The organism is Acidovorax sp. LjRoot74 (assembly GCF_964254355.1).
GTDB lineage: Bacteria > Pseudomonadota > Gammaproteobacteria > Burkholderiales > Burkholderiaceae_C > Acidovorax.
This window is the reverse complement of the sequence record NZ_CAXUTI020000001.1, coordinates 4664618-4681189: the sequence shown is the minus strand read 5'-3', so window position 1 is coordinate 4681189 and position 16572 is coordinate 4664618. Positions and strand designations below refer to the sequence as shown.

The window sequence follows — 16572 nt, the reverse complement described above, 5'->3', positions numbered from 1 at the left end:
GGCAGTGGAGGGGGCTGGCCGGCGGCCCCGTAAAATCGGCGGTTTGTCTCCGAATTCCAGAAAGCCCTGCCATGAGCCTCCAATGCGGCATCGTGGGCCTGCCCAATGTGGGCAAGTCCACCCTCTTCAACGCGCTGACCAAGGCCGGCATTGCCGCCGAGAACTACCCCTTCTGCACCATTGAGCCCAACACCGGTGTGGTCGAGGTGCCCGACCCGCGCCTGCAAAAGCTGGCTGAGGTCGTCTCGCCCGAGCGCGTGGTGCCCGCCATCGTCGAGTTTGTGGACATTGCTGGCCTCGTGGCCGGTGCCTCCAAGGGGGAAGGCCTGGGCAACCAGTTCCTGGCGCACATCCGCGAAACCGATGCCATCGTGAACGTGGTGCGCTGCTTTGAAGACCCGAACGTGATCCACGTGGCGGGCCGCGTGGACCCGATTGCCGACATCGAAGTCATCCAGACCGAGCTGTGCCTGGCCGACCTGGCCACGGTCGAGAAGGCGCTCAACCGCTACAGCAAGGCGGCCAAGTCCGGCAACGACAAGGAAGCCGCCAAGATTGTTTCGCTGCTCACGCCCATCCAGGCGGCGCTCGACCAAGGCAAGCCCGCGCGCAGCATTGCCGTGAGCAAGGAAGACGCTCCGTTGCTCAAGCAGTTCTGCCTGATCACGGCCAAGCCCGCCATGTTCGTGGGCAACGTGGCCGAAGACGGCTTCGAGAACAACCCGCTGCTGGACAAGCTCAAGGCCTATGCCGAAGCCCAGGGCGCGCCCGTGGTGGCCATCTGCGCCAAGATCGAAGCCGAAATGGCCGAGATGGAAGACGAAGACCGTGACATGTTCCTTCAGGAGCTGGGCCTGGAAGAGCCGGGCCTGAACCGCCTGATCCGCGCCGGCTTCAAGCTGCTGGGTCTGCAGACCTACTTCACGGCGGGTGTGAAGGAAGTGCGTGCCTGGACCATCCACGTGGGCGACACGGCACCCCAGGCGGCCGGCGTGATCCACGGCGACTTCGAGCGCGGCTTCATCCGTGCCCAGACTATCGCTTTCGATGACTACATCCACTACAAAGGCGAGCAAGGTGCCAAGGATGCGGGCAAGATGCGTGCCGAAGGCAAGGAGTATGTGGTCAAGGACGGTGATGTACTGAACTTCCTGTTCAACGTCTGACCCACACCTGACCTGCCTGTGGACCTGCGAAGGGGTCCACGGCCCCGTCCCTGTCCGGCTGCTTGGCTGGCAGGGATTTTTTTCGGCCTTCTTTTTCCTCTCCCCCTCTTTTCGCTTTTCTGCTGGTTTGCCCATGAACACCGGAATCCTCTACGCCGCGCTCGCCTATGTTGCTTGGGGCCTGTTTCCCCTTTACTTCCGGCAGGTTGCGGATGTGCCCTCGCTGGAGGTGGTGATGCATCGCACGCTCTGGTCACTGGTGGTGGTGCTGGGGCTCCTTGCCGTGCGCAGGCACTGGGCCTGGATGGCTGAAGTGGTGCGCCAGCCCCGCGTGCTGGGGGCCTTTGCGCTGTCGGCAGTGCTGTTGTCCGGCAACTGGTTGACCTATGTCTGGGCCGTGCAGAACCAGCATGTGGTGGATGCGAGCCTGGGCTATTTCATCCTGCCGCTGGTGAATGTGGCGCTGGGCTTTGTGTTTCTGCACGAGCGCCCGCGCCCGGGCCAGTGGCTGGCCGTGGCGGTGGCGGCGGCTGGGGTTCTCTGGCTCACGGTGCAGGCAGGGCGCCTGCCCTGGATCGCGCTGGTGTTGGCGCTCAGCTTTGGTTTCTACGGCCTGCTGCGCAAGGTGGCGGTGCAGGGGGCGCTCGAAGGGCTGACGCTTGAAACCCTGATGCTTGCGCCCGTGGCTGCCATGGTGCTGGGATGGTGGGCCTGGCAAGGCCAGGGGGCACTGGTCCAGGGCGACGGGGCCACCATTGGCTGGCTGTTGCTGGCCGGGCCCATGACGGCCGTGCCTTTGCTCTTGTTTGCTGCAGGCGCAAGGCTGATCCCGATGTCCACGCTGGGCATCCTGCAGTACATCTCGCCCAGCCTGCAGTTTGCCCTGGGTGTGTGGATTTTTCACGAGGCTTTCGAGCCCGCGCGCCTGGTGGGTTTTGTGCTGATCTGGGGGGCGCTGCTGGTCTACAGCCTGGAAGGGTGGTGGACGCGTCGGCGGGTGCTGGCCGCTTGAGAGTGGTGCGGTGCTACTGGAAAACGCGCAGTTTGTTTGTGTCAGTTCCACGTAAGATCGCGCGCGGCCCAGGGACTGCTCAGTGCAGTGCCTCTGCGCCTGAGCCCGTCGCCATCGGGCCCGCTGTCTTTCGAACAAACCCAGGCCTGTGCCTGCCCCCGCATGTTCTTTGCACGCAAAAACCTGTTCTCGGCGACGGACGCTTTCCCCCTGACGGACGCCGTGCTGGAGTTCGACGACTCGTCGTCTGCGGCCTCCACTGCCGTGCGGCCCGGGCGCCGGGCCCTGGACGGCCTGGGGCCTCGGGGGGACTGGCATGAGCGCAAGAAGTGGTGGGCCGTTGGTGGCTTGATCAGTCTCTACGCCCTGGCCCTGGTGGGCTTCTACGCCCTGGACATGGTGGCTGGCGATGCCCTGGCGGTGTTGGCGGTGATGGTGGTGGTGGGTTTTGTGGCCTTCTGGGCTGTGCTCCGCGCGGACGTGCACCAGAAGATCCGGCTGCGGCACCTCCAGCTGGCCATTGTGTCCGCCGCAACTGGCGGCATGCTGGTGGTTTTTTATCTGGCGCCTGTTACGCAGATTCTGTTCGCGCCCTTCATGTTTGTGGCGGTGGCATATGGCATTTTCACGGTGCCCCGCCGCACGCTGCTGGCGCTGACGGCCGTGGTGCTGGTGGCCTATGCGGCGGTGATCGGGCTGCACCACGCCGAACAGCACAATGCTGCGCTGCTGCGCCTGGAGCTGCTGCACCTGCTGGCGCTGGCGGTGTCGGTGCCAGCGTTCATCGTGCTCATGGGGCGTGTGCAGCACCTGTACCGCAGCCTGTACCGGGCGAGCCGCAAGATCAAGAACATCCAGGAGGACGCGCAGCGCGATACGCTGCTGGGCTGCTTCAACCGCCGCTACATCCTGGCGGCCCTGGAGGAGCAAAAGCAGCTGGCCGACGAAAGCGGCATCCCGCTGTGCCTCGCTGTGCTCGACATCGACCACTTCAAGCGCATCAACGACGAACTGGGCCACCTGGGGGGCGACGAGGTGCTGCGCACCTTTGCACGCATTGCGCAGCAGGGGGTGCGGGGCGGCGATCTGTTCGGGCGCTATGGCGGCGAAGAGTTCTTGCTGATCTTTCCGGCGACCTCGCTGCTGCCTGCGCTCAACACCTGCGAGCGGATTCGCGCCCAGGTGGAAACCCATGCCTGGAGCGGCCTGCTCAAGGGCCGCGTGACGGTATCGATTGGCGTGACGCAGTACGTGCTGGGCGAGTCAGTGCTGGAGTTCTTTTCGCGCGCAGACACGGCGATGTACATGGCCAAGGAGGGCGGCCGCAACCAGGTGGTGGTGGAAGAGCCCATCGCCAAGGGGGACTCCCTGCTCTCAGAACACAGCGGTCACGCGTTTTTGTAGCCTGGCCGGGGACGGCACCCCAGCATTGCTACGCCCCCATGTGCCCCGGCATCAGGTACAGCAGCGCAGTGGTCATGACCAGGTAGCGCAGGAACTTGCCCACCGCCATGTAGGCCAGGCAGGGCCAGAAGGGCAGCTTGAGCCAGCCTGCCACGGCGCACAGCGGGTCGCCCACTACCGGCAGCCAGGAGAGCAGGCAGGCGCGGGGGCCAAAACGCTGGAGCCAGTTCAGCGCCCGCAGCTCGGTGGTGTTGCCACGCGCCCGGTCTACGGCCCGGTGTGCGCCCAGACCCATCCACCAGCTCACGCCGCCGCCTAGTGTGTTGCCCACCGTGGCTACCCCGATCGCGGGCCAGAACAGTTCGGGGTTGAGCGTGACAAGGCCAAACACGGCGGGCTCCGAGCCCAGGGGCAGCAGCGTGGCCGAGACAAACGACACGAGAAAGACCGTGCTGAGGCCGAACTGCGGCAGGGCCAGCCATGCGAGCAGTTGGTGCATCCAGATTTCCATGGGGGGAGTGTAGGGCGCGGCTCCTGGCCCATGGGGGCGCTGGGGCGCCGTCCTACAGCGGTCCGCGCCATCTGGGCATGGCTGGTGCTGCAGGGGTTTTGTAAAGTGCACCGTTATCACCCCTGAACCCCGCGACAGGAGGCCCCATGCCCGCCACTTCTGCATCTCACCCGACCCTGCGGCACCCGAACCAGCGTGCGCCGTGGCCCCACGCGGCCGGCTGCGCAGGGGGTATTGCGGCCTTGTGGCTCGCGGCGTGTGTGCACCAGCCGCAGGCGGCGGTGCCTGCCGCCGGGGCCATGGGGGCGGGCGGGCCTGCTCTGGCGGCCAGCGCCGGGCCGCAGCGGGCGCTGTGCCGGGACGACTCCACCACACGCACCGGGCTGGAGCGCATCGCCCACGAACTGCAGCCCCAGGGCCTGGCGCTGAAAGCTGCCTGCCAGGCCCCTGGCGGCGGCTGGGTGGTGCAGGTGCTGGTGGTGGATGGCATGAAGGCCCGCCAGGTGGTGCGCGGGCCGCTGGCCGATGGCCAGGCGGTGGACATGGGGACGCCGTCAGGCAGCGTCCAGACCGGAGCATCGGCCAATGCGCCAGGCTATTCGCCCGATGTGGTGCACAACCGCCAGTGGCTGCACGCCCTCATGGCGCGCCACCAGTTCGACAACATGCCGGATGCGTGGTGGCATTTTGCGCAGCGCCATAGCGAATCTGTTCCGGGGCCAAACAGCAGCGCTGATCTCGCGGCCCGCTGAGGCGTTTTGTGCGTTGCCAATGGGGCATCACGCGGGGATAGTCAGTGTTGCTGGAGCATTTCATTTGCTGAAATTTTGAGCAGGTACAATCCCGCCTCCTTTTTCAGCATTCGCTGTCGCCCCCTCCCGCACCCCTCCCATGCAGATAGGCCACATTCCTTTGGCGAACCGGTTGTTCGTCGCCCCGATGGCGGGCGTCACCGACCGGCCTTTCCGCCAGCTGTGCAAGGCGCTGGGCGCGGGCTATGCGGTGAGCGAGATGGTGACCTCGCGCAAGGACCTGTGGAACAGCCTCAAGACCTCGCGCCGGGCCAACCATGAGGGCGAGCCGGGGCCCATCGCCGTGCAGATCGCCGGCACCGATGCGCCGATGATGGCCGAGGCTGCGGTCTATAACGTGGAACGCGGCGCACAGATCATCGACATCAACATGGGCTGCCCGGCCAAGAAGGTCTGCAACAAATGGGCCGGCTCTGCGCTGATGCAGAACGAAACCCTGGCGGTGGAGATTGCCGCTGCCGTGGTCGAGGCCTGCGCTCCCTTCAACGTACCCGTCACGCTGAAGATGCGCACCGGCTGGTGCCAGGAGCACAAGAACGCCGTGCAGCTTGCGCGCCAGTTCGAGGCCGTGGGCATCCAGATGCTCACCGTGCACGGCCGCACGCGCGAGCAGGGCTACAAGGGCCATGCGGAGTACGACACCATTGCCGCCGTGAAGGCTGCGGTGAAGGTGCCCGTGGTGGCCAACGGCGACATCACCTCGCCCGAGAAGGCGCGCGATGTGTTGGCCGCCACTGGCGCCGACGCGATCATGATCGGCCGCGCCGCGCAGGGCCGGCCGTGGATCTTCCGTGAAGTCGGCCACTTCCTGGCCACGGGTGAACACCTGGCGCCGCCGCTGGTGGTCGAGGTGCGGCGCCTGCTGCTGGACCACCTGCAAGACCACTACAGCCTGTACGGCGAGCTGACCGGGGTGCGCAGTGCGCGCAAGCACATTGCCTGGTACCTGCGCGCGCTGCCGGGCGGCGAGGCCCTGCGGGCACATATCAACACGATCGAAGACAGCGCCACGCAGTGGCAGGCCGTGGCCGACTACCTGGATGCCCTCGCGCAACAGATGGACCGGCTGCCCGCCGCCACCGATATGGGCGCTGATACAGAAGAACAAGAGGGATTGGCTGCATGAGCAAGAAACACATAGAAGAATGCGTGCGCGAGAGCCTGCAAGGCTACTTTCGCGACCTGGGCGGCGAGACGCCCGATGGCATGTACGACATGCTGGTGCGTGTGGTCGAGAAGCCGCTGCTGGAAGTGGTGATGACGCACGCGGACAACAACCAGTCGCGCGCGGCCGAGTGGCTGGGCCTGAACCGCAACACCCTGCGCAAGAAGCTGGTCGAGCACAAGCTGCTTTGACGCGCTTGTACTGTTTGCTATCTAATTTATAGCTATCAGCCCTTGATGGACAGGCGCAAGGGCCCCTTTTTATTCAAAACCTCCCCACCACCACTGCCATGAACGCACTCCTCTCCGTCTCTGACAAGACCGGCATCGTCGAATTCGCGCAAGCGCTGCACGCACTGGGCATCAAGCTCTTGTCCACCGGCGGCACCGCCAAGCTGCTGGCCGACAAGGGCCTGCCCGTGACCGAAGTGGCCGAGGTCACGCAATTCCCCGAAATGCTCGACGGCCGCGTGAAGACGCTGCACCCCAAGGTGCACGGCGGCCTGCTGGCCCGCCGCGAGCTGCCCGAACACATGGCCGCCCTCAAGGAACACGGCATCGACACCATCGACCTGCTGGTCGTCAACCTCTACCCCTTTGAAGCCACCGTGGCCAAGGCCGGTTGCACGCTGGCCGACGCGATCGAGAACATCGACATCGGCGGCCCCGCCATGGTGCGTAGCGCTGCCAAGAACTGGAAGGACGTGGGCGTGATTACCTCGGCCGACCAGTACGACGCCGTGCTGGCCGAGCTGAAGGCGGGCGGAAAGCTGTCGGACAAGCTGCGCTTTGCGCTGTCGGTGGCTGCGTTCAACCGCATCGCGCAGTACGACGGTGCGATCAGCGACTACCTCTCATCCGTCACGTTCGAAGAAGAAAAGCTGTCGGAAACCTATGTGCCCACGCGCACTCAGTTCCCTGGCCAGAGCAACGGCATCTTCACCAAGGTGCAGGACCTGCGCTACGGCGAAAACAGCCACCAGCAAGCCGCGCTGTACCGCGACCTGCACCCCGCACCCGGCTCGCTGGTCACTGGCGTGCAGCTGCAGGGCAAGGAGCTGAGCTACAACAACATCGCCGACGCCGACGCGGCCTGGGAATGCGTGAAGAGCTTTGACGCTGCCGCCTGCGTGATCGTCAAGCACGCCAACCCCTGCGGCGTGGCCGTGGGCCTGGACGCGCTGAGCGCCTACAGCAAGGCCTTCCAGACCGACCCCACCAGCGCCTTCGGCGGCATCATCGCCTTCAACCGCGTGGTGGACGGCCAGGCTGCTGCACAGGTCAGCAAGCAGTTTGTCGAAGTGCTGATGGCCCCCGACTTCACCGCCGAGGCGCTGGAGATCTTCAAGGCCAAGGCCAACGTGCGCCTGCTCAAGATCGCGCTGCCCGCCCACGGTGGCAAGACGGACTGGGAACGTGGCCGCAACGCCATGGACGCCAAGCGCATCGGCTCGGGCCTGTTGCTGCAGACGGCCGATAACCACGAGCTGTCGCTCATCGACCTCAAGGTCGTGACGAAGAAGCAGCCCACGCTGGAAGAAATGGAAGACCTGCTGTTCGCCTGGAAGGTCGCCAAGTACGTCAAGAGCAACGCCATCGTCTTCTGCAAGGGCGGCATGACCATGGGTGTGGGCGCCGGCCAGATGAGCCGCCTGGACTCGGCCCGCATCGCCAGCATCAAGGCGGGCCACGCAGGCCTGACCCTGCAAGGCACGGTGGTGGCGAGCGATGCGTTCTTCCCCTTCCGCGATGGTCTGGATGTGGTGGTGGACGCGGGCGCCACCTGCGTGATCCAGCCCGGTGGCTCGATGCGCGACAACGAAGTCATCGACGCCGCCAACGAGCGTGGCGTGGCGATGGTCTTCAGCGGCGTGCGCCACTTCCGTCATTGATCCCACCGGAGGCGGTCACCCAACAAAAAGCGGCTTCCTTGGAAGCCGCTTTTTTATGTCTGTTGCCAGACGGAGGCGAGGTTCAGGCGCCGAAGTTCATCGGCAGCCCCACGTAGTTCTCTGCCAGCGACACCGAGGCTGCGCGCGAGTGCACCAGGTAGTCCAGCTCGGCCTCCTGGATCTTCTGGCCGAACTCGCCCGTCTCTGGAAAGCGGTGCATCAACGAGGTGAACCACCACGAGAAGCGCTCGGCACGCCACACGCGGCGCAGGCAGCGGTCGGAGTAGGTGTCGATGCCGACCGAGGACTTCTCTTTGTAGAACTCGGTGAGCGCAGTCCACAGATAACCCACGTCGCTGGCTGCCAGGTTGAGGCCCTTGGCGCCGGTGGGCGGCACGATGTGCGCCGCGTCGCCCGCCAGGAACATGCGGCCAAACCGCATGGGCTCGGCCACAAAGCTGCGCAGCGGGGCAATGCTCATCTCCAGCGCGGGGCCGGTGACCAGGTTGGCGCGTGCCTCGGGGTCCAGGCGGTTGCCCAGCTCGGCCCAGAACTGGTCGATGGTCCAGTTCTCGATCTTGTCGGTGTCGGGCACCTGCACGTAGTAGCGGCTGCGCGTGGCGCTGCGCATGCTGCACAGCGCAAAGCCGCGCTCGGTGTTGGCGTAGATCAGTTCGTGCGACACGGGCGGCACATCGGCCAGCACGCCCAGCCAGCCAAACGGGTACACGCGTTCGTAGGTCTTGAGCAAATCCGCTGGGGCGCTGGCGCGGCACACGCCGTGGTAGCCGTCGCAGCCTGCGATGAAGTCGCAGTCCACGGTGTGGGTCTGGCCGTCTTTTTCGTAGGTCACGCGCGGGTGCTGGCCGTTGAAGTCGTGCACGCTGACGTTGTGGGCCTCGTACACCGTGGTCAGCCCTTCGGCTGCACGCGCATCCATCAGGTCGCGGGTCACTTCGGTCTGGCCATACACCGTCACGCGGCTGCCGCCGGTCAGGTCGTGCAGGTTGATGCGGTGGCGCTGGCCTTTGAACAGCAGCTCGATGCCGTCATGGGGCAGGCCCTCGGCATGGGCGCGGGCACCCACGCCGGCCTGGTCCAGCAGGTCCATGCTGACCTGCTCCAGCACGCCTGCGCGGATGCGGCCCAGCACGTAGTCGGGGCTGCGCTGTTCGATGATGACGGCGTCGATACCGGATTTGTAGAGCAACTGGCCGAGCAGCAGGCCGGCAGGGCCTGCGCCAATGATGGCAACCTGGGTACGCATGGGGCAATCTCGCAAAGGTGGTGGCGTTGGGGGATGGGCCCAGCGCCAAGCCTTAGGGCAGATGCTGCGCTGGGGATGGGACCAAGCGTAGGTTGATCTGCATCAAAAGAGGATGCCTGGGTTGCGTTTGCGCGCGATAGGTAGATGCTTTGTGCGATCATCGCGCAGGCATGCATGATCCGGGTCAAGAAGGCTGCGTGCGCCCCGGCACGGTGGCTGCCATGGCTGGGCTTTTGTCTGTGCCTTTGTTTGGGCTTGCATCTGGCCACCGGTTCTTTTGTTGCACCGTTTTTCACCACACCATGACCAGCATCTCCATCGCCAAGGCCGATTTGATTGAAGGCATGGCCAAGGGCATGGCCGTGCTGGAGAGTTTTGACACCGAGCGCCAGCGCCTGAATGCCACGCTGGCCGCGCAGCGCACGGGCCTCACGCGGGCGGCGGCGCGGCGGCATTTGCTCACGCTCGCGCACCTGGGGTATCTGGAGACGGACGGCAGCTACTTCTGGCTGGCGCCCAAGGTGCTGCGCTTCTCGGGCAGCTATCTGGCGTCAGCCCGCCTGCCGCGCGTGCTGCAGCCCACACTAAACCGGTTGGCGGCGCAGACGCAGCAGTCGTTTTCGGCCGTCGTGCTGGATGGCAGCGAAGTGGTGATCGTGGCGCGCAGCGGGGTGTATGGCGCGCCGTCGCGTGTGCTGGCGTATGGCCTGCACCTGGGGGCGCGGCTGCCTGCGCACCCCACGTCCACGGGGCGGGTGCTGCTGGCGGCGCTGCCACCGGTGGAACTCACGCAGTGGCTCAAGGGCCACACGCTGCACCGCCTCACGCCCCACACCATCACCCAGGTCGGGCCGCTGCGGCAGGTGATTGCCAAGGCGCGGCGCGATGACTATTGCCTGGCGGTGGAAGAGCACGAGCTGGGCGTGCACGCGCTGGCCGTGCCGCTGCGCAACCTGCAGGGCGACACGGTGGCAGCGCTCAATGTGGTGGCGTCGCCCAAGCAGATCGATGAGGGCAGCCTGCAGCGCGACATGCTGCCGCTGCTGCAGGAGGCGGCGCGCGAGTTGCGCGGGCTGTTGTGACAGCCCTGTGGCCAGAAATATGAAGAAAAAATGCCGCTACCGCGCTATGGGTAAGCGCGAATAGCTACTATTTTGGTAGTGTCTTGAAGACTTCGCGTGCGGCCGCCACGGTGGCGTCGATGTCGGCGGCGGTGTGGGCGGCGCTCACAAAACCGGCCTCGTACAAGGCGGGCGCAATGTAGACGCCCCGGTCCAGCAGGCCGTGGAACAGCTGGTTGAAGCGCGCGCTGTCGGTCTTGAGCACCTGGGCATAGTTTTGCGGCAGCTCGGGCAGCAAGAAGAAGCCGAACATGCCGCCTTCGCAATCACTGCTGAAGGGTACGCCTTCAGCGGCTGCGGCGGCCGCAAGGCCATCGACCAGCAAGCGGGTGCGGGCCGAGAGTGCATCAAAGAAGCCGGGCTTCTTGATCTCGCGCAGCGTGGCCAGGCCACAGGCGGTGGCAACCGGGTTGCCCGAGAGCGTACCCGCCTGGTAGACGCCACCCAGGGGCGCCAAGTGTTCCATGATGGCCCGCGGGCCGCCGAAGGCCGCCAACGGCATCCCGCCGCCAATCACCTTCCCGAGCACCGTGAGATCCGGCTTGAAGCCCGGGATGCTCTTGGCGTACACGCTTTGCGCACTGCCCAGTGCCACGCGGAAGCCGGTCATCACTTCATCCAGCACCAGCAACGCGCCATATTCGGTGCACAGCTCGCGGCAGCGCTTCATGAACGGCACGCTGGCGCGCACCAGGTTCATGTTGCCTGCGATGGGTTCGATCATCACGCAGGCCAGCTCCTTGCCGTGCAGGGCAAAGGCTTCTTCGAGCTGGGCGACGTTGTTGTATTCGAGCACGATGGTGTGCTGCACCACTTCGGGCGGCACCCCGGCACTGGTGGCGTTGCCAAACGTGGCTAGGCCCGAGCCGGCCTTGACCAGCAGCGAGTCGGCATGGCCGTGGTAGCAGCCCTCAAACTTGATGAACTTGCTGCGGCCGGTGGCGCCACGGGCCAAGCGGATGGCGCTCATGCCCGCCTCGGTGCCCGAGCTGACGAGGCGGATCATCTCCATGGAGGGGACCAGGCTCAGGATTTCTTCGGCCAGCTCCACTTCACGCTCGGTGGGGGCGCCGAAGCTGAAGCCTTCCAGCGCGGCGCTCTGCACGGCTTCGAGCACGGCGGGGTGGCCGTGGCCCAGGATCATCGGGCCCCAGGAGCCGATGTAATCAATGAAGCGCTGGTCGTTGGCGTCCCAGAAGTAGGCGCCTTGCGCGCGCTTCACAAAACGGGGTGTGCCGCCCACGGCCTTGAAGGCCCGCACGGGCGAGTTCACGCCGCCGGGGATCAGCGCCTTGGCGCGTTCGAACAGGGGGATATTGCGATCAGTGTTTGGTGTCATGGGGGGGCATCACAAAGCCTTCGAGGGCCTGTGCTTCGTCAATCGGTGTCTCTTCGTCGTCGTCCGTGCCGGTTTCTTCGTCATCCGGCTGGGCCCAGAACATGCGGTCGGGCACGATGTGGCCCATGCCGGGGCGAAAGCCCGCGTCCAGGCAGCGGTCCAGGTAGCTCAGTGCTTCGCTGGTGGCCTCGCCCAGGTCGTTGCCCGCTGCCACCAGGGCGGTGAGCGCGGCCGAGAGCGTGTCGCCTGCGCCTGCGAAGGTGGCGTCAAACAGCTCGAACTTGCCGCTGCCCAGCACCGTCTGTGGGGAGGCGAGCACGTTCTCGACGAACTGCTCGGGCAGGGGGATGCCGGTGACCAGGGTGTAGGGCACGCCCATCTCGGAGGCTGCGCGGGCAATGTCGCGGGCGGTAGGGTTGCGCTCGCCGCTCCAGTCCGGCAGCAGCCAGCGCCACAGGGTGCTGTGGTTTCCAACCAACACTGAGGTCTGCGGCAGCAACAATTCGCGGAAGGCGTCCAGGTACTCGTCGATCAACTCGTCACGCCACCAGGAAAGGTTGGGCATGTACGCTATCACCGGGACTTCGTCATAGTCTGTGGTTATTTCGGCGATGGTGCTGATGTTCTCTGGACTGCCCACGAAGCCGACCTTGATGGCCTGGACCGGAAGGTCCTCCAGCACGGCCCGGGCCTGCTCGGCCACAGCCTCGTCGTCAAAGCCGAAGTGGTCAAAAATCTCAGCGGTGTCGCGGGCGTAGGCACCTGTGACCACGGCAATCGGGTGTCCGCCGACGGATGCAATGGTGGTGATGTCGGCGGTCAGGCCGCCTGCGCCGCTGGGGTCGCTGGCATTGAAGACAAGCACACATGCAGGGCTTGCTTCCTCCGAACCGTCATCTTCGATCTCTGTGATTTCTGAGGGGGGAGGGGACGCTTTGATGGTCATGGACCAGATCCTGCTTGAGGGGTGGCACCGAAGCCGCAGCCCCTGGAGATGACTAGATACAATCGTTGCATTCTATGTGAAGGCCCTTTAAGCTGTGACCGACTCTAAAACTTGGATGTGTTTGATTTGCGGCTGGATTTATGACGAGGCAGAGGGGTCCCCTGAGCACGGCATTGCACCCAATACGCCCTGGGATCAGGTCCCCATGAATTGGACCTGCCCTGAATGTGGCGCCCGCAAGGAAGATTTCGAGATGGTTCAGATCTGAGGCGCCCAGCACCACTTGCTGCGGCGTTGTTTATTTTCTCCATCGGGAGCAGTGACAATTGACTACAACAGGCGCATCTTTCAAAGTGCTCGTGGTGGATGACAGCAACACCATCCGTCGAAGCGCCGAGATTTTTCTCAAGCAGGGAGGGCACGAAGTCTTGTTGGCCGACGACGGCTTTGATGCTTTGGCCAAAGTCAATGATTACCAGCCTCAGCTGATTTTCTGCGACATCCTCATGCCCAAGCTCGACGGGTACCAGACCTGCGCGATCATCAAGCGCAACGCCCGTTTTGCAGATACTCCGGTGGTGATGCTGTCCTCCAAGGACGGCGTGTTCGACAAGGCGCGTGGGCGTATGGTCGGCTGCCAGGAATATCTCACCAAGCCATTTACCAAAGACCAGCTGTTGCAAGCAGTTCAACAGTTTGGCAATTCCCAACAAGGAGCCATGTAATGCCCATTCAGAAAGTATTGGTCGTCGACGACTCGAAGACCGAGTTGATGTTTTTGACGGACCTGCTTCAGAAAAAAGGCATGCAAGTCCGTACTGCAGAAAATGCCGACGAAGCATTCCGCCGCCTCGCTGAAGAAAAACCCGACCTGATTTTGATGGACGTGGTGATGCCCGGCCAAAACGGTTTTCAGCTCACGCGCGCCATTACCCGTGATCCGCTGTATGCCGATGTGCCGATCATCATGTGCACCAGCAAGAACCAGGAAACGGATCGTGTCTGGGGCATGCGTCAGGGTGCGCGCGGCTATATCACCAAGCCGGTGGACCCCGCCGAATTGCAGGCCAAAATCGACGCTCTGAACTAAGGCGGCGGCGCGCTCATGGCCAACCGCGAAGCCCTGCGAGAACTGCAGACCCGACTTGCCAGCCGCCTGCAGGCCGCAAGAACCGAAGGGACCTCTGTGTCATCCTGGCTGGCTGTCGAGTCCGCCGGGAGTTTCTACTTGTTGCCACTGGGGCAGTCGGGGGAAATTTTCCCCTGGGCCTCCGTGCAGGCCGTGCCCTATACCCAGAGCTGGTTCCTGGGTGTTGCCAACCTGCGTGGTGGGCTGGTCGGGGTTGTGGACCTGGCGGGCCTGCTGGGCTCGGCGGCGCCGCGATCCGAGCAGGCGCTGGCCGAGTCCAGCCTGCTGGCCTTCAACGCCGCACTCGATGTCAATGCGGCGTTGCTGGTGGACCGCCTGGCGGGCCTGCGCGGCACAGACGCCTTTGTGTCGTCCGAGCCCCCTGCCGAGGACGCTCCCAGCTTCTTTGGCACAACCTATATCGATTCCAGCGGCACACGCTGGCAGGAGCTGAACCTGCAGATCCTGTCCCAACATCCCGCTTTCCTGAGCATCAGTGCTTGAGTTTTTCTGTAAGGCTGCACCATGTCCGTCGTCAATCAATTTGGAAAACTGTTCAACCGGAAACCCTCTACGCCGGACGCCGGCACGGCTGACGATGGGCAGGATGTCCTGGCCACGGGCGCTCTGGATGGCGCGCAGTTGCGCGACTCCTACCAAGCGGAGGCCATGAACAGTGTTCAGGGGGATCCCGATGGTTACCCCTCCGAACTGGCAGTTTCCGAAACGGACGAAGAGCTGATCTCTCTGCCCCTGCTGGGGCGCTCGACGGCCGCAGGCCACCAACGCCGTCTGCTGGCCCTGCTGCTGGTGGGCGTGTTGGTGCTGGGTGCGATTGCGTTCTGGGTGCTGCAGCAGGCGGACCGATCCGCGCAGCAGCTGGCGGCTACCGGCCAATCGCTGATGCAGTCGCAACGTCTGGCCAAGTCGGTGTCGCAGGCGCTGGTGGGGAGCCCCCAGGCCTTCCCGGACGTGGTGGAAAGCTCGGGCGTGCTGGCGCGCAACGTGCGTGCCCTGAATGCGGGTGACAGTGAGCTGGGCGTGCAGTCGCTGGGCGAGCCGTTCAAGCCTGACCTGGATGCCGTCAATCCCCTGATGGAGCGCGCCGAGCGCAACGCCAGCGTGGTGATGGGCCAGCAGAAGATCCTGACCCAGGTGGGCGACGCTTTGCGCACCATCAACCGCCAGTCTTCCGACTTGCTGGAAATCGCTGAAACCGTGTCCTCGCTGAAGCTCCAGCAGAATGCCCCGGCCGCTGAAATTTCTGCCGCTGGCCAGCTGGTGATGTTGACCCAGCGTATCGGCAAATCGGCCAACGAATTCCAGACCATGGAAGGCGTGAGCCCCGAGGCCGTGTTCCTGCTGGGCAAGGACTTGAACTCTTTCAAGGAAATCGCCCAGGGCCTGCTGGATGGCAGCCCCGAACTCCGCCTGGCTGCCACCAAGGACGCCCAGACCCGCGAGCAACTCGAAGCCCTGGTCAAGCTCTATGAGCAGACCCGCACCCAGGCCAGCGCCATCCTGGGCAACCTGCAAGGCTTGGTGTCTGCGCGTGAAGCGCAATCCGCCATCATTGCCGACAGCGAACCGCTGCGTCGCCAACTCGAAGGCCTGCAGGCCAAGCTGTCCGCCCAGACCGGTCTGGGCGCTGGCCAGTTTGCCGCCCTGGCACTTGCAGGCCTGTTCGTGCTGTTGTGCGGTATCGGTATTTCGCGTGTCCAGCTGCTGGACAGCCGAGGCCGCCAGGCTGCTGCCGAAACGCAGCAAAAAGACGCCAAGCGCCAGGAGCAGGAAGCCAAGCGCGTCAACGACGCCAACCAGGCCGCCATTTTGCGTTTGATGAACGAACTGCAGTCGGTCGCTGAAGGTGACTTGACGCAAGAAGCCACCGTGACCGAAGACATTACGGGCGCCATCGCCGACTCGGTGAACTACACGGTGGAAGAACTGCGCCAACTGGTGGGCAGCGTGCAGAACACGGCGACCCGCGTGGCACAGACGACCGCGCAGGTGGACAACACCTCGACCGAACTGCTGGCTGCTTCGACCGAACAGTTGCGCGAAATTCGTGAAACCGGCCGCTCCGTTCTGGACATGGCGACCCGAATCAACGAAGTGTCCACACAGGCGCAAGAGTCCGCCACGGTGGCCCGTCAGTCGCTGCAAGCCGCTGACTCGGGTCTGCAAGCCGTGCAGAACGCCATCGGCGGTATGAACTCCATCCGCGACCAGATCCAGGACACTTCCAAGCGGATCAAGCGCCTGGGCGAATCGTCGCAGGAGATCGGTGAAATCACCGAGCTGATTTCTGACATTACCGAGCAGACGAACGTGCTGGCCCTGAACGCCGCCATCCAGGCCGCGTCTGCCGGTGAAGCCGGTCGTGGCTTCTCGGTGGTGGCGGAAGAAGTGCAGCGCCTGGCTGAACGTTCTGCAGACGCTACGCGCCAGATCTCGGCGCTGGTGAAAGCCATTCAGACCGACACCCAGGATGCTGTGGCCGCTATGGAGCGCTCCACGCAGGGTGTGGTGGAAGGGGCGCGTCTGTCTGACAGCGCCGGTACCGCGCTGACTGAAATCGACCGCGTGTCGCGCCGCCTTGCTGAACTGATTGAGCAGATTTCGTCCTCCACTTCGCGTGAAGCTGTTCTGGCGAACGAAGTGGCCGACAACATCCAGCACATTTTTGCGGTGACCGAGCAAACGGGTGAAGGTACCCGCACCACGGCACAACAGGTGCGTGAGCTCTCGCACATGGCCGAAGAACTGCGCCAATCGGTGGCACGTTTCAAGATCGCCTGACAGCAGT

General features: G+C 64.5%; 17 protein-coding genes. 13 read left to right on the top strand and 4 right to left on the bottom strand.

Features of this window, described 5'->3' with window-relative positions; translation table 11 throughout:
* Window positions 1-71 precede the first annotated feature (71 nt).
* The 3 genes from ychF to ACSQ3O_RS22265 all read left to right on the top strand — a co-directional run bounded on the left by ychF (window position 72) and on the right by ACSQ3O_RS22265 (window position 3582).
* Window positions 72-1166: a redox-regulated ATPase YchF gene (gene ychF, locus ACSQ3O_RS22275; RefSeq protein WP_137745853.1), complete on the top strand. Its 1095-nt coding sequence runs from the start codon at window positions 72-74 to the stop codon at window positions 1164-1166.
* A 133-nt stretch (window positions 1167-1299) separates the two neighbouring features.
* Window positions 1300-2178 carry an EamA family transporter RarD gene (gene rarD / locus ACSQ3O_RS22270; protein WP_137745854.1) on the top strand — a complete coding sequence of 293 codons (879 nt, stop codon included), beginning with the start codon at window positions 1300-1302 and terminating at the stop codon, window positions 2176-2178.
* Between the two features lie 162 nt (window positions 2179-2340).
* On the top strand, window positions 2341-3582 hold the full coding sequence (locus ACSQ3O_RS22265) for a GGDEF domain-containing protein (RefSeq protein WP_298449576.1): 1242 nt from the start codon (window positions 2341-2343) through the stop codon (window positions 3580-3582).
* Between the two features lie 28 nt (window positions 3583-3610).
* Here ACSQ3O_RS22265 and ACSQ3O_RS22260 read toward each other — a convergent pair whose 3' ends face one another.
* A complete protein-coding gene (locus ACSQ3O_RS22260; protein ID WP_171012129.1) occupies window positions 3611-4081 on the bottom strand; it encodes a YqaA family protein in 471 nt (156 codons plus the stop codon).
* A gap of 158 nt (window positions 4082-4239) precedes the next feature.
* On the opposite strand from ACSQ3O_RS22260, the gene ACSQ3O_RS22255 reads away from it, so the two are divergent.
* The 4 genes from ACSQ3O_RS22255 to purH all read left to right on the top strand — a co-directional run bounded on the left by ACSQ3O_RS22255 (window position 4240) and on the right by purH (window position 7961).
* Complete coding sequence (locus ACSQ3O_RS22255; protein WP_436140514.1) at window positions 4240-4845, top strand: D-Ala-D-Ala dipeptidase; 606 nt, start codon at window positions 4240-4242, stop codon at window positions 4843-4845.
* A 139-nt stretch (window positions 4846-4984) separates the two neighbouring features.
* A complete protein-coding gene (gene dusB, locus ACSQ3O_RS22250) occupies window positions 4985-6031 on the top strand; it encodes a tRNA dihydrouridine synthase DusB (RefSeq protein WP_436140513.1) in 1047 nt (348 codons plus the stop codon).
* Entirely contained in the window at window positions 6028-6261 is a 234-nt protein-coding gene (locus ACSQ3O_RS22245; protein WP_063458953.1) for a Fis family transcriptional regulator, read from the top strand. Before dusB ends, ACSQ3O_RS22245 begins: the two co-directional genes overlap by 4 nt.
* A gap of 98 nt (window positions 6262-6359) precedes the next feature.
* Complete coding sequence (gene purH, locus ACSQ3O_RS22240) at window positions 6360-7961, top strand: bifunctional phosphoribosylaminoimidazolecarboxamide formyltransferase/IMP cyclohydrolase (protein ID WP_137745859.1); 1602 nt, start codon at window positions 6360-6362, stop codon at window positions 7959-7961.
* An 82-nt stretch (window positions 7962-8043) separates the two neighbouring features.
* Here purH and pobA read toward each other — a convergent pair whose 3' ends face one another.
* A complete protein-coding gene (gene pobA, locus ACSQ3O_RS22235) occupies window positions 8044-9228 on the bottom strand; it encodes a 4-hydroxybenzoate 3-monooxygenase (RefSeq protein ID WP_137745860.1) in 1185 nt (394 codons plus the stop codon).
* Window positions 9229-9530: 302 nt separating this feature from the next.
* Here pobA and ACSQ3O_RS22230 point away from each other — a divergent pair, with 302 nt between their 5' ends.
* Window positions 9531-10310 carry an IclR family transcriptional regulator domain-containing protein gene (locus ACSQ3O_RS22230; protein ID WP_436140512.1) on the top strand — a complete coding sequence of 260 codons (780 nt, stop codon included), beginning with the start codon at window positions 9531-9533 and terminating at the stop codon, window positions 10308-10310.
* Window positions 10311-10377: 67 nt separating this feature from the next.
* On the opposite strand, the gene hemL is transcribed toward ACSQ3O_RS22230, so the two are convergent.
* Together hemL and thiD are read right to left on the bottom strand one after the other, a co-directional pair.
* Window positions 10378-11688: a glutamate-1-semialdehyde 2,1-aminomutase gene (hemL, locus tag ACSQ3O_RS22225; RefSeq protein WP_436140511.1), complete on the bottom strand. Its 1311-nt coding sequence runs from the start codon at window positions 11686-11688 to the stop codon at window positions 10378-10380.
* Window positions 11672-12634, bottom strand: coding sequence for a bifunctional hydroxymethylpyrimidine kinase/phosphomethylpyrimidine kinase (thiD, locus tag ACSQ3O_RS22220; RefSeq protein ID WP_298449564.1), 963 nt, complete (start codon window positions 12632-12634; stop codon window positions 11672-11674). The genes hemL and thiD overlap by 17 nt, the downstream gene beginning before the upstream one ends.
* Before the next feature lie 94 nt (window positions 12635-12728).
* Between thiD and ACSQ3O_RS22215 the strand changes: the two genes are divergently transcribed.
* The 5 genes from ACSQ3O_RS22215 to ACSQ3O_RS22195 are packed head-to-tail and all read left to right on the top strand — an operon-like array spanning window position 12729 to window position 16565.
* A complete protein-coding gene (locus ACSQ3O_RS22215) occupies window positions 12729-12902 on the top strand; it encodes a rubredoxin (protein WP_082836248.1) in 174 nt (57 codons plus the stop codon).
* A 58-nt stretch (window positions 12903-12960) separates the two neighbouring features.
* Window positions 12961-13359, top strand: coding sequence for a response regulator (locus ACSQ3O_RS22210; RefSeq protein ID WP_005796099.1), 399 nt, complete (start codon window positions 12961-12963; stop codon window positions 13357-13359).
* Window positions 13359-13724, top strand: coding sequence for a response regulator (locus ACSQ3O_RS22205; protein WP_010459520.1), 366 nt, complete (start codon window positions 13359-13361; stop codon window positions 13722-13724). The genes ACSQ3O_RS22210 and ACSQ3O_RS22205 overlap by 1 nt, the downstream gene beginning before the upstream one ends.
* A 15-nt stretch (window positions 13725-13739) precedes the next feature.
* A complete protein-coding gene (locus tag ACSQ3O_RS22200; RefSeq protein ID WP_137745864.1) occupies window positions 13740-14267 on the top strand; it encodes a chemotaxis protein CheW in 528 nt (175 codons plus the stop codon).
* A 21-nt stretch (window positions 14268-14288) separates the two neighbouring features.
* Window positions 14289-16565: a methyl-accepting chemotaxis protein gene (locus tag ACSQ3O_RS22195; RefSeq protein WP_436140510.1), complete on the top strand. Its 2277-nt coding sequence runs from the start codon at window positions 14289-14291 to the stop codon at window positions 16563-16565.
* Window positions 16566-16572 lie beyond the last annotated feature (7 nt).

Bases quoted from the DNA above. Each gene is read 5' to 3' on its own strand.
- ychF (WP_137745853.1), top strand. From the start codon at position 72: ATGAGCCTCCAATGCGGCATCGTGGGCCTGCCCAATGTGGGCAAGTCC.
- rarD (WP_137745854.1), top strand. From the start codon at position 1,300: ATGAACACCGGAATCCTCTACGCCGCGCTCGCCTATGTTGCTTGGGGC.
- ACSQ3O_RS22265 (WP_298449576.1), top strand. From the start codon at position 2,341: ATGTTCTTTGCACGCAAAAACCTGTTCTCGGCGACGGACGCTTTCCCC.
- ACSQ3O_RS22260 (WP_171012129.1), bottom strand. From the start codon at position 4,081: ATGCACCAACTGCTCGCATGGCTGGCCCTGCCGCAGTTCGGCCTCAGC.
- ACSQ3O_RS22255 (WP_436140514.1), top strand. From the start codon at position 4,240: ATGCCCGCCACTTCTGCATCTCACCCGACCCTGCGGCACCCGAACCAG.
- dusB (WP_436140513.1), top strand. From the start codon at position 4,985: ATGCAGATAGGCCACATTCCTTTGGCGAACCGGTTGTTCGTCGCCCCG.
- ACSQ3O_RS22245 (WP_063458953.1), top strand. From the start codon at position 6,028: ATGAGCAAGAAACACATAGAAGAATGCGTGCGCGAGAGCCTGCAAGGC.
- purH (WP_137745859.1), top strand. From the start codon at position 6,360: ATGAACGCACTCCTCTCCGTCTCTGACAAGACCGGCATCGTCGAATTC.
- pobA (WP_137745860.1), bottom strand. From the start codon at position 9,228: ATGCGTACCCAGGTTGCCATCATTGGCGCAGGCCCTGCCGGCCTGCTG.
- ACSQ3O_RS22230 (WP_436140512.1), top strand. From the start codon at position 9,531: ATGACCAGCATCTCCATCGCCAAGGCCGATTTGATTGAAGGCATGGCC.
- hemL (WP_436140511.1), bottom strand. From the start codon at position 11,688: ATGACACCAAACACTGATCGCAATATCCCCCTGTTCGAACGCGCCAAG.
- thiD (WP_298449564.1), bottom strand. From the start codon at position 12,634: ATGACCATCAAAGCGTCCCCTCCCCCCTCAGAAATCACAGAGATCGAA.
- ACSQ3O_RS22205 (WP_010459520.1), top strand. From the start codon at position 13,359: ATGCCCATTCAGAAAGTATTGGTCGTCGACGACTCGAAGACCGAGTTG.
- ACSQ3O_RS22200 (WP_137745864.1), top strand. From the start codon at position 13,740: ATGGCCAACCGCGAAGCCCTGCGAGAACTGCAGACCCGACTTGCCAGC.
- ACSQ3O_RS22195 (WP_436140510.1), top strand. From the start codon at position 14,289: ATGTCCGTCGTCAATCAATTTGGAAAACTGTTCAACCGGAAACCCTCT.